Below are 10,801 nucleotides of genomic sequence, written 5' to 3'. Positions count from 1 at the left end.
GGCCGCGTACAGGGTCGTGCCCGCCGGGTCGAACGCCAACGCTTCGACGTCAGCGACGCCGAACTTGCCGACCACCGCAGCGACTGCGGTATCGCGCTGCACGGCGATCAGCTCGTCGGTGCCGTTGGACGCCGTGTAGCACACGTCCCCCGGTGCGGCGGCCGCCGACGGGGCGAGCAGCGGTGCGCCCGGGACCGCCAACAGCATCGCGAGCAGCCCAGCCAGGGCACGTCCCACCCACCGGGGCCGCGCCCCGCCCCGTGCCTGCTCGGCCACGTCGGCTCCTCGTGAGGCAGGCCGGAGCCCTCAGGCAGGGCCCGGACCGTCGGGGAAGGTATCGGCCAGCGAGGCCGGGGGTCTGTAGTCCAGACGGATCATGGCCACGATGCGGTGGATGTCCCCGGACAGATCAGGCCACTACCGCTCGGGCCACTACCGCCTGCGGCGACATGAGTGGCTCGTCACGCCACCGGCGGGTTCAGGCCAGCGCGCCCCGGGCGTCATCGCCGGCAGGCTGGTCAACGACCCGTGCGATGTCGCGGACCGCGGGGACGCCACTGGTCCTGGCCAGCACGCGGCCGTCGGCGTCGACCAGGAACAGGGTCGGGACCCGCAGGACGTGGTGGCGGCGGGCGAGGTCCAGATGGTGGGCGACGTCGACCGCCACCCAGGCGAACCCCGGGCGGGCGTCGCCCACCTCGGTCAGGACGCGCTTGACCGTGCGGCACGGCGCACAGGTCGGCGACGTCAACAGCAACCCGCGCACCGCGACGCTCTCGTCGTCCAGCCCGACCTCGTGCAGCTCCGCGCGCGAGAAGCCGGCCCCGGCGGGGCGGCGGACCTGGCCTTCGCGGCGCCGCCACCACGCTCCGACCAGTGCCACGGCACCGACGACGGCGACGACCACCGCCAGGCGCACCACCAGATCCTCCACCTGCGTCAGGCTCGCCGCGACCGCAGCCGCTGGCCGACGACGTACAGCTCGCACCCCACGCAGATCCCCGTCAGCGCCAGCAGCGCCGACAGCGCCAGGACCACGCCGGTCAGGACCCACCCGAGCGTCTGAGCCCCAACGGCGAACGCCGCCAGCGCTGCCAGCGTGAACACCAGGCCACTGGCCTGCGCGAAGCGGGGCGGGCCCTCCGGCTCGGTCTCCGGGGGCGGTCCCAGGTCGAGGCGACGCTTGACGATCCGGAACAGGTTGCCGTACGGCGACCACCGCAGCCCCGCGATCGCGCCGACGGCGAACACCACGGTCTGCCAGGCGACCAGCGCCATCCCGACCGGCCCCCGGATGATCAAGGCCAACGCCAGCACCGTCATCGTGATCGCCGCCGAGCAGCGGGGACCGCGGACGTCGATCTCCTGCTGCTGACGGCGGGGAACAGTCTCACTCATGTCAAGCTCCACGTGAGGGTTACATCCTGCTCGGTCAGGAGAGGGGCCAGAGCCGCTTCCGGCACGGTCTCGATGCCGTCCACGAGATCGGCTGCGCCCAGCCCCCGCGCGGCGAGATCCTCTTCCACCGCCAGGACGCGGACACCGCTGGCCAGCAACGCCCGCAGGTCGTACTCCGCGGTCGCGGCCGGGACGTCCAGGCCCCCGATCGTGGCCGGCCGGACGTGAGCCCCGGCCAGCCCCAGCTCCACCCCGGCGGCCTTCAGCACGAGCGTGAGCTCGACGTCCTCGGCCAGCGCGTAGGCGTTGAGGTCGATCACCGGGTCGGCTGCACGGGGGGCGCCGGGATCGGCGTTGCGCAGCACCGACAGCACACGGGTCACCATCGCCCCACCCGCCTCATCGACCGACCCCGAGGACCACGTCACCGTCACGGACGAACCGCCACAGGTCACCACCGTCGCCGGGCAGCACCCCCGGAACCTGGTTCTGCGCCGCCCCGTCGGCGAGATCACCCTGGTCAGCGACCCAGCTCAGCAGCCCCCCATGGAGACCCTGTCGGAGCAGTGCCGCCACGTGCGCCGCCGAGGTCGAGCCGGCGGCGCTGGTGCGCACCCCGTCCCCGTAGGCGTACACCGCCACGCGGTGACCACGGCCGATGGCCTGCTCGGCGAGTTGCAGAGCCGCGACCGTGGCACCGTCGTCGGGACCGGTGCCCAGCACGAGCGTCAGCGTGCGGCCGGTCGGCCGCGTCACGATCGCCCTCCCCGCGTCACAGCCACGCCCTCCGATCCGACCAGTCGACGAGGAGGTCGACCGTGTCGCCGAGCGAGATCGGCTTCACGCCCTCGACCAGGCGGTGCACGGCGCGGCGGGACAGCGCCTCCTGCTCGGCCACGATCCGGACCCCGGCCGCGTGCGCCGCCGCCAGCGCGTCACTCCACGTGTGTCCGGCCCGGGCCAGCGTGACCGCGTCCTCGACCAGCACCAGCACGACGTCGTCACCGCCGCCGCTCAGCTGGCGCGCCAGGCGGACCGGATGGGCCACGTCAGCGGCCTGCAGGGGGTCCCGGGCGGTCAGCAGGACGACGTTCACCGGCGGACCTCCGGGGCGCGCCGCACGAGCAGCCGCACGGCCTTGTTGCCCTTGAGGTCGCGGACGCGGGCCACGTCGATCACCTGGTGGCCGGCGCGGTCGGCCCACCGCGCGAACGCCGCCGGAGCCCCCTGCATGTCGGTGAGGACCTCGAGGCATTCGCCGGCCTGCACCTCCATGATCCGCCGCATCGTGGCGACCACCCCGGCCTGGTAGGTCTTCCCACGCGCATCCACCGTCGCCACCGGCACGGGGGCAGCGACGCCGGTGACGTCGGGCACGGCCCGCACGATGCCCTCGCTGGAGGTGACCGTCGCGACAGCACCGGCTGCGGCCAGCGCCCCGTCGAGCAGGCCCCGCGCGAGCGCGTCGCCGACCGCGCCGTCGGCCTCACCGACCAGGCGCAGCCCGACCTCCAGGCCCTCGACCTGGACGGCGTCGGCGTCGCGGGCGACCATGCGCACCTCCGGGAAGGCACCACGCAGCGCCTCGACGGCAACGACGGCAGCAGCCTGGAAGTCGCGCTGACCGGCCTTCCCCGCCACTGCCGAGACGAGTCGCCGACCGTGCTCCCGGGCCAGGCGCTCGGCACGATCCTCGCCGTCCGGCAGGTCGCGGACCACCTCGGTGAGGACGCCCACCGCGAGCTGGCTCCCGGGCGGGATGGCGTCGGGGCTCCCGTCGTCGGCCTGCTCGCGCGCGACGTAGACCTTGGCGGGACGGCCGCCGCCGGGCTGCTTGCGCCGGCCGGTGACGACCAGCCCGGCCTCTGCGAGCGTGTCGAGGTGGGTACGGGCCACGTTGGGGTGCAACCCGAACATCTCGGCTGCCTCACGGGCGCTCACCGGCTGGCCCTCCGTCCGCAGCCGCCGGTAGATCCCGGCGCGGGTCGGGACCGCCAACGCTTGTGCCACCGAGATCCCCTCCTCCTCGGTGGCCGCGTCGACCGCGGTCTGGGACGCCACCGTCGCCCTCCTGACACAACGGTTCACACTGAATGCAACCCACCGAGCACCAACGCGCCCAGCCCCGCAGTGACAACAGTGGGAACCTACCGGGGCGGCGACGTTGAGACACGACCGTCCGGCGCCCGATGCGGTTGCGCCCGCCGCACCGGTAGCCTGCGGCGGGTACGAAGGAGACCAGCGTGCACCTGCTGGTGCTCACGCAACGCGCCGGCGGCGGGAAGTCGCTCCTGCCTTCGCTGGAGTACCTCGACCACACCCTCCAGGACGCGGCGCTGGATCCCTCGGCGCTGACCGGCGTCGGCGAGTGCGACGTGATCGTCATCGACGGCACCGCCGACCTGCGGGAGGCTGCCGCAACCTGCCGGTCGGCGGCCGTGAACATCTTCGACACGCCGGTGCTGGTCGTGATCTCCGAAGGGGGGTTGGCGGCTCTGAAGTCCACCTGGGGGTTCCACGACTGGGTCCTGCCGCACGCATCTCCGGGCGAGGTCGAGACGCGGCTGCGGCTCGTCGCCGACCGTGCGGAGGCGGCCCGCGCCGACCGCAGGGCCGAGGTCGGTGACCTGGTGGTCGACGAGGACAGCTACCAGGTCCGCCTCCGCGGCGAACCGCTCGACCTGACGTACAAGGAGTTCGAGCTGCTGAAGACGCTGGCGGGGAGCCCCGGCCGGGTGTTCACCCGCGAGATGCTCCTACAGGACGTGTGGGGGTACGACTACTTCGGCGGGACGCGCACGGTCGACGTGCACATCCGGCGGGTGCGCGCCAAGCTCGGCCCCGAACACGAGTCGATGGTCGTGACCGTGCGCGGCGTCGGGTACAAGATGGTCCCGCCCGGCGAGCGGGCGTGATCAGCCGCTGCCGTCGCTGACGTCGATCACGACCAACGATCCTCGCTCCACCGCGGTCCCGGCCTGTGGTCGCTGCTGGACCACCGTCCCGGCGGCCGCCCGACGGGAGGCGGGGCGGAGCCGCACCTGGAAGCCGTGTCGCTGCAGCACCTCGACGGCCGCGTCCTGCGACGTGCCAACGACCTTGGGCACGGTCGCGTGCGCGACAGGGCCCGGATCGGGGAAGCCACGCACCGGCAGATCCCGCACGGCCAGCGCCATGTAGTCGGCCCACATGTGCGCCGGGATGCTGCCCCCCGTGACACGGCGCCACGTTCTCCCGCCCGCCTCCACGCTCAGCATCCGACCACATCCCACCCTCCGTCCCGGCGGGCAGGTCGGCAGTTCGTAGCCCACCCACGCCGCGGTCGCGTACTGCGGGACGAACCCCACGAACCACGCGTCGCGCCAGTCGCTGGTCGTGCCGGTCTTGCCTGCCACCGGGCGGCCCAGGGTGCGTCCCACCACCGGTGCGGTCCCGGCCGAGCTCGGTGGGCCCTGCAGGATGTCGGTCAGACGGTGGGCGACGCTCGGGTCGATGGCCTGCTCGCAGTCGGGCTGGTGCTCGTAGAGCACCGCGCCGTCCCGGTCCTCGACCCGGGCGACCACGTACGGGCGGCAGCGGACGCCGTCGTTCGCGATCGTGGCGTAGGCGGCTGCCATCTCCAGCGGGTAGACGTTGGCCGTGCCCAGCGCGATCGAGCAGGAGTTCTCGCCGAACTCGTCGAGGTTCGGTGAGTGTTCGATCCCCAGACGCCGTGCAACGTCGCGCACCTGGGAGACGCCGACCGCCCTGGCGAGCTTGACGAAGTAGACGTTCACCGACGCCTGGGTCGCCGAGTACATGTCACGCGGGCCACGGTCGGCGCGGGAGTAGTTGTGCGGCGCGTACGGCTCGCGCTCGGTCCCGCAGCCGGGGACCGGCTCGCCCGACTCGGTGGTCGTCTCCCACCCGGGCGGGACACCTTGGGACAGCGCCGCCGCCGCAACGAACGGCTTGAACGCCGATCCCGGTTGGCGGCCCAGCCGACCGCCGCCGCCGGGGACCAGCGGGTAGACCTTGCTGACCTCGCACTCCCGCTGCTCGGGTGGGCAGTCACCGAACCGTTTCGGGCCCACCGCCATCGCGCGGATCGCCCCGTCGGCCGCTTCGAGCGTGACCAACCCGCCCAGGGGGTCGGAGACGGGGTCGGTCAGCCACGCGCCGAGCGTGTTGTCGGCGTGACGGTCCAAGACCGGGTCGAGGGTGGTCACCAGCGTCACGCCGCCCTCCAGCACCCGCCGGAGTCGTTCGTCGGGGTCCGCTCCCAGCGCCGTCTGCAGCTCGGGCTGCAGGTCGATGGCCGGGTGGTAGGCGACGCGCTTGACCCACTCGACGAAGAAGGGTTCGACCGGGTCGGGTTCCTCGCGGATGGTCAGCCCCAGGTCGCGGGTGCGGGCGTCGCGGCCCTGTTCGGCCGTGATGAACCCGTTGGCGACCATCTGTGACAGCACGATGTCGCGCCGGATGCGCGCCGCATCGGGGTTGCGCAGCGGGTTGTACCGCTCCGGCCCGCGGATCAGGCCGGCCAGCAAGGCCGACTCGGCCAGGCCGAGGTCGGAGATGTGCCTGGAGAAGTAGAACTCGGAGGCGGTGCCGATGCCGTACACACCGTTGCCGAAGTACGCCGTGTTGAGGTACCGCTCGAGGATCTCGTCCTTGGTCAGCTGCCGTTCGAGGTCCACCGCCCACACCGCCTCGGTGATCTTGCGTTCGAGCGTCTGCTCGCGGCTGAGCAGGATCGCGCGGACGTACTGCTGGGTGATCGTGGAGGCCCCCTCCTCGATCTCCCCGGCGCGGTAGTTGGTGATCGCCGCTCGGACGATGGCGCGGTGATCGACACCGCGGTGCTCGTAGAAGCTGGCGTCCTCGGTGGCGATCACGGCCTGGCGGGTGATCGCGGGGATGTCGGACAGCGCGACCTGGACCCGGTGGACCGGTCCGTGCAGCTCGGCGAGGAAGGTGCCGTCGGTCGCGACCATGTACGACGTGAGTGCCAGCGGTGGGTGGTCTGCAGGCGGGGGCAGCGGCGGGACGTCGAGGATCGTCTCGTCGACCAGCGCCACGGCGCGGTCGGCGACGAGGGGGACCGGGACCAGGATGGACGACACGAGCAGCGCACTCGCCGCGAGGACCGCGGCCAACTGCAGGATCCGGACCGCGATCCGTGCTGCACGTGCCACGATGACCCTCACACTGCGTTCACTCAGCGTGGGGTCATCTGGACGCAGCGTTCAGTACGTCGGCCCGCCCGTTCGGGCAGTCAGGTCGGCGACGAACGCCACATCGGTCCAGCGCCGCGTGAAGCCCTCGTCGCGGTAGAGGCCAACGCCGGCCTCGTTGGCCCGGTCCACCCACAGGATCGCCTCGCCGCAGCCGCGGTCCGCCAGGTGTGCCAGGCCGACCCGCAGCAGTGCCCGGCCCAACCCCGAACCCTGCACGTCGGGATGGACGGCGAGGTTGTAGACCTCGCCCGTGCCGTCCGGTCGCACCTTGGTCCAGTGCAGGCCGACCAGCCGCCCCGAGGCATCCTCGGCGACGAGCAGGTCGGCCGGGTCGAACCACGCGTACCCGGCCCGTTCGTCGAGGCGTTGACGGTCCCACCCGGCCTCGGCCGTCCCGGCGTAGGCCGCAGCGAGCACGTCCACGAGTCCGTCGTCGTCCTGGCCGGGGCGGAAGGCGCGCACCTCGACACCGTCGGGCAGCTCCACGGGTCCGACACGATCGAGCCGCCGACCGAGCACGGCCAGGCGTCGGTCCACCGAGAGCCCAGCGGTCTCGGCGCAGCGGCGGTCACCAGCGCGGGCGTGGCGGATCCAGACCCGTAGCCGTGCCGCCCCGTGACGGGCGGTGACACCGAGCAGCGCCTGCAGCAGCGCGACCGTCGCGTCGTCGCACGTGGGGCGGTCACGGTCCACGGCGAGGTCGCCGCCAGCGACCCCGCCGTCGCCGCCGGGAGCGTCATCGGGGGCGGGCACGACCACGCCGGCGTACCCGACGGGCGTGCTGTCCGCGCGCGCCAGCATCGGGATCCAGCGCCGCGGTTGGTCGCCCGCGTTCGCCAGCGCCTGCAGGCGGGCACGCTCGGACTCGTCGACCAGCGGAGCGTCGACGCGCGACTCGAGCGTTCCGACGAGGCGCAACGCCGTCGGGCTGGCGGCGGCGTCGACCAGGTCGACGGTCACGTCGCCCCGCGCGGCCAACCGCTCATCCGCGTCCCCGCGCACCCGCCCTCCTCGACGCGCTCCCGGTCGACCTCGTCGCGCGTGCAGCCCAGCCGTCGCCAGGCTAACGGTGCCTGGACGGCCGTCTTTCGGCGCCTCGGCGCACGTCGGATCGGGGAAGGTCAGGGGCGGGCGAGTGGTTGGCAGGGGTGGTCGCCGCCGGTAGCATCGCCGCGCTGCGGTGGCGCCGCCGAGCGGGCCGCTAGCTCAACTGGCAGAGCAACGGACTTTTAATCCGCTGGTTGCAGGTTCGAGTCCTGCGCGGCCCACCGCGTACGTGATGCACCGGGAGCTGTGGAGCAGTTAGGAGTGCTCGTCACCCTGTCAAGGTGAAGGTCGCGGGTTCGAATCCCGTCAGCTCCGCTCAGAACGGCCGTCATCGGCGGTTCTGGGACCCGGGTCGGGTAGCTCAGTAGGTAGAGCACGCGACTGAAAATCGCGGTGTCGGCAGTTCGATTCTGCCCCCGACCACTCGCTCCGTGGCACTCGGATCCGTGGCCCCCGACGGGCCCTCGCACACATCCGCACCGCCGTCGCCGCTGCCTCCGGGGCAGTGAGATCACACGCCGTAGAGGTCGAGTCCGATCTCCTCGAGATGAGAGAAGTCGTCGCGGTTGCGCGTGAAGAGCGGAAGTCCGTTCGCGAGCGCGACCGCCGCGATGAGAAGGTCGATCGCCCGCGCGCCGCGTGGCTTACGGTCGCTCGAGCGTGTCGCGGCGTCCACACGCCCGTACGCGCGGGCTGCCTCCCTATCGAAGGGCAGAGGATCGAGCAGCGCCTCCACGCGTTGGAGCCGATCCTGCCGCCGTGCACGTTCGGCAGCATCGTCGGTGGCGTGGCAGCCTGCAGCCAGCTCGGCCAGCGTCAACGCGGAGATGGCAGGTTCGAGCGGGAGCGTGTCCGGCTCGACGCGGCCGAAGTCGATCACGACCGAGGTGTCGAGCAGGCCACGGGCGACCGCGGGTCCGCTGATGCGCCGGGAACGGCGACGCCCCCGGCGAACCGGGGGCGTGTGAGCCGTACGCGGGGATCAGGCCGGCTGGACGTTGCTGGCCTGCGGGCCCTTCTGCCCCTGGGTCACCTCGTAGGTGACCTTCTGGCCCTCGTTCAGGCTCTTGTAGCCTGGCACCTGGATGGCGGAGAAGTGCACGAACAGATCCTCCCCGCCCTCATCAGGCTGGATGAACCCGTAACCCTTGTCCGCGTTGAACCACTTGACAGTTCCCTGAGGCATGCATCTTGCCCTTCGTGTTCTCGCGCCGTTCCGATGCCCGCACAGGCCGTCGACGTGCGCTCTGGCTGGTGTTGCGCGAGGGACGGTAACACGCAGGCGCGCTCCGCGCCGGATACGTCTCCCCGCCTGACGGCGGGCCGGCCGTGCGGCCCTCCGCGCCCGACCGGACCATGGCGCGAGGGTGCGCGCCCGCCGTGCGACGCACCCCCCGGTTACCCTGCGGCGTCGACGACGCGGGAGCCGGGGAACGTGGACGACGCTGTGGTGGGCCGGGTGATCGGGACCGAGGACGCCACCCCGCTTGAGTTCTGGGTGGCGATCGCCGATGGCCGGTTCTTGCAGCTCGACGACGTGGTGGCGTTGGCGCGGACGCCGCCGGGCCGCGATCCGGTCCGCATCTACGGCATCGTGACCCAGGTCCGCGCCCGGCACGAGGGGGCCCGCTTCGACAGCGATGTCTTCCTGATCGAGGACGGGGTGTTGCCGGCCGAGGTCTGCGAGGCCGCGCAGATCCTGGCGACCCGCTTCGAACCGGAGATGTTCGTCCCGCCGCTGCCCGGTCAGCCGGTGCGCCGTGCGGAGGGTGTCGAACGCCACGAGGCGCTGTTCTTCGACGGGATGGTCCGCCGGCTCCCGGCCGGCCTGTCCCGCGACGACGAGCCGGTGTACGTCAACTTCGAGTTCCTCGACGGCACCCGCGGCGCGCACGTCAACATCAGTGGCGTGTCGGGGGTGGCCACCAAGACCAGCTACGCCACCTTCCTGCTGCACAGCCTGTTCACGTCGGGTGTGCTCGGCGGGGCGGTGAACACCAAGGCGCTGGTGTTCAACGTCAAGGGTGAGGACCTGCTGTTCCTCGATCGGCCGAACCTCAAGCTCGACGAGGGACAGCGCGACCGGTACCGCCGCCTGGGTCTGGAAGCCACACCGTTCGGCTCGGTGGAGCTATGGGCGCCGCCACGGCGCGGGGCGACGACCGCAGCGGCCGACACCGGTTCCCGCAGCGAAGGCGTGCGGGCGTTCTTCTGGACGATCGAGGAGTTCTGCGCCGACGGGCTGCTGGAGTTCCTCTTCGCTGACGCCCAAGACGATCGCCAGCACTACACCATGGTGGTGCACAACGTGATGGCGCGTCTGAAGGAGGCCGCTCCGACCGGCGACGGCGGCGTCACCATCGACGGGGTGACGGTCCGCACGTTCCGGGCGCTGGTGGACGTGATCCGCGACCGGGTCGAGGACGACGACCCGGTCGTCCGTGAGCGCTGGGCGGGACGCGCCATCGGGCAGGGCACGGTGCACGCGTTCGTCCGTCGCCTGTACGGGACGCAGCGTCACGTCGAGCACCTGATCCGCGGTGACGTCGCTCACCCCGACCGCCACCGCATCACACGCCACGCGCAGGTGACGGTGGTGGACATCCACAACCTCAACGACCGGGCGAAGCGCTTCGTGGTCGGCGTGACGCTGCGGCGCGCGTTCGATGACAAGGAACGGTCAGGTCAGGCCGATCCGCTGCTGTTCGTCGTCCTCGATGAGCTGAACAAGTACGCCCCGCGGGACGGTTCCAGCCCGATCAAGGAGCTGCTGCTGGACGTCGCCGAGCGGGGCCGGTCCCTGGGGATCATCCTGATCGGGGCGCAACAGACCGCCAGCGAGGTCGAGCGGCGGGTGATCGCCAACTCCGCGGTCCGGGTGGTGGGCCGCCTCGACAGCGCCGAGGCATCTCGCGAGGAGTACGGGTTCCTCCCCACCGCGCACCGTCAGCGCGCCACCATCGTCAAGCCCGGGACCATGATCCTGGCCCAGCCGGAGCTGCCGGTCCCGCTTGTGCTGGAGTTCCCGTTCCCAGCGTGGGCGACCCGCGCGGTCGAAGCCGCCGACGCAGAACCTGGCGCCCACCCGGCCGACCCCTTCGAGGGGCTCACCGCCGACATCGACACCGGCCTGCCGT

At 72.2% G+C, this 10,801-nt stretch carries 13 protein-coding genes and 3 tRNA genes; 5 read left to right on the top strand and 11 right to left on the bottom strand.

All coding sequences use genetic code 11. The features are described from left to right. The 7 genes from M3N57_09115 to M3N57_09085 form a co-directional block, all read right to left on the bottom strand. Positions 1-276 (bottom strand): hypothetical protein (locus M3N57_09115; protein ID MDP9022836.1); only part of this gene is annotated, 276 nt, incomplete at its 3' end. A 202-nt stretch (positions 277-478) separates the two neighbouring features. Next, positions 479-934, bottom strand: a complete 456-nt coding sequence (locus M3N57_09110; protein MDP9022835.1) for a thioredoxin family protein — start codon at positions 932-934, stop codon at positions 479-481. A 5-nt stretch (positions 935-939) separates the two neighbouring features. After that, a complete protein-coding gene (locus tag M3N57_09105; protein ID MDP9022834.1) occupies positions 940-1,398 on the bottom strand; it encodes a DUF4395 domain-containing protein in 459 nt (152 codons plus the stop codon). Further along, on the bottom strand, positions 1,395-1,784 hold the full coding sequence (locus M3N57_09100) for a DsrE family protein (GenBank protein ID MDP9022833.1): 390 nt from the start codon (positions 1,782-1,784) through the stop codon (positions 1,395-1,397). The genes M3N57_09105 and M3N57_09100 overlap by 4 nt, the downstream gene beginning before the upstream one ends. A 13-nt stretch (positions 1,785-1,797) precedes the next feature. Beyond that, entirely contained in the window at positions 1,798-2,154 is a 357-nt protein-coding gene (locus M3N57_09095) for a hypothetical protein (GenBank protein ID MDP9022832.1), read from the bottom strand. Positions 2,155-2,170: 16 nt separating this feature from the next. Further along, positions 2,171-2,494 (bottom strand): DsrE family protein, encoded by a 324-nt coding sequence (locus M3N57_09090; protein ID MDP9022831.1) that lies wholly within the window; start codon positions 2,492-2,494, stop codon positions 2,171-2,173. Next, complete coding sequence (locus M3N57_09085) at positions 2,491-3,459, bottom strand: helix-turn-helix domain-containing protein (protein ID MDP9022830.1); 969 nt, start codon at positions 3,457-3,459, stop codon at positions 2,491-2,493. Before M3N57_09085 ends, M3N57_09090 begins: the two co-directional genes overlap by 4 nt. A gap of 182 nt (positions 3,460-3,641) precedes the next feature. Between M3N57_09085 and M3N57_09080 the strand changes: the two genes are divergently transcribed. Then, positions 3,642-4,313 carry a response regulator transcription factor gene (locus M3N57_09080; protein MDP9022829.1) on the top strand — a complete coding sequence of 224 codons (672 nt, stop codon included), beginning with the start codon at positions 3,642-3,644 and terminating at the stop codon, positions 4,311-4,313. Here the strand turns inward: M3N57_09080 and M3N57_09075 are convergent, their stop codons facing one another. Continuing rightward, positions 4,314-6,575, bottom strand: coding sequence for a transglycosylase domain-containing protein (locus M3N57_09075; GenBank protein ID MDP9022828.1), 2,262 nt, complete (start codon positions 6,573-6,575; stop codon positions 4,314-4,316). A 51-nt stretch (positions 6,576-6,626) separates the two neighbouring features. Continuing rightward, on the bottom strand, positions 6,627-7,619 hold the full coding sequence (locus M3N57_09070; protein ID MDP9022827.1) for a GNAT family N-acetyltransferase: 993 nt from the start codon (positions 7,617-7,619) through the stop codon (positions 6,627-6,629). Between the two features lie 193 nt (positions 7,620-7,812). Between M3N57_09070 and M3N57_09065 the strand changes: the two genes are divergently transcribed. The 3 genes from M3N57_09065 to M3N57_09055 all read left to right on the top strand — a co-directional run bounded on the left by M3N57_09065 (position 7,813) and on the right by M3N57_09055 (position 8,087). Then, a tRNA-Lys gene (locus tag M3N57_09065) sits at positions 7,813-7,885 on the top strand. Positions 7,886-7,904: 19 nt separating this feature from the next. Further along, positions 7,905-7,979: transfer RNA gene (locus M3N57_09060), tRNA-Asp, on the top strand. Between the two features lie 35 nt (positions 7,980-8,014). Next, positions 8,015-8,087 (top strand) — tRNA-Phe (locus M3N57_09055). Positions 8,088-8,175: 88 nt separating this feature from the next. On the opposite strand, the gene M3N57_09050 is transcribed toward M3N57_09055, so the two are convergent. Together M3N57_09050 and M3N57_09045 are read right to left on the bottom strand one after the other, a co-directional pair. Continuing rightward, complete coding sequence (locus tag M3N57_09050) at positions 8,176-8,544, bottom strand: type II toxin-antitoxin system VapC family toxin (GenBank protein ID MDP9022826.1); 369 nt, start codon at positions 8,542-8,544, stop codon at positions 8,176-8,178. 102 nt (positions 8,545-8,646) lie between these two features. Further along, positions 8,647-8,850 carry a cold-shock protein gene (locus tag M3N57_09045; protein MDP9022825.1) on the bottom strand — a complete coding sequence of 68 codons (204 nt, stop codon included), beginning with the start codon at positions 8,848-8,850 and terminating at the stop codon, positions 8,647-8,649. A 249-nt stretch (positions 8,851-9,099) separates the two neighbouring features. Between M3N57_09045 and M3N57_09040 the strand changes: the two genes are divergently transcribed. Then, positions 9,100-10,801 (top strand): ATP-binding protein (locus tag M3N57_09040; protein MDP9022824.1); only part of this gene is annotated, 1,702 nt, incomplete at its 3' end.

This window comes from Actinomycetota bacterium (assembly GCA_030776725.1).
In the GTDB taxonomy this organism is placed as follows: domain Bacteria; phylum Actinomycetota; class Nitriliruptoria; order Nitriliruptorales; family JAHWKO01; genus JAHWKW01.
This window is presented reverse-complemented; position numbering and strand designations above follow the sequence as displayed.

Bases quoted from the DNA above. Each gene is read 5' to 3' on its own strand.
- M3N57_09105 (MDP9022834.1), bottom strand. From the start codon at position 1,398: ATGAGTGAGACTGTTCCCCGCCGTCAGCAGCAGGAGATCGACGTCCGC.
- M3N57_09100 (MDP9022833.1), bottom strand. From the start codon at position 1,784: ATGGTGACCCGTGTGCTGTCGGTGCTGCGCAACGCCGATCCCGGCGCC.
- M3N57_09045 (MDP9022825.1), bottom strand. From the start codon at position 8,850: ATGCCTCAGGGAACTGTCAAGTGGTTCAACGCGGACAAGGGTTACGGG.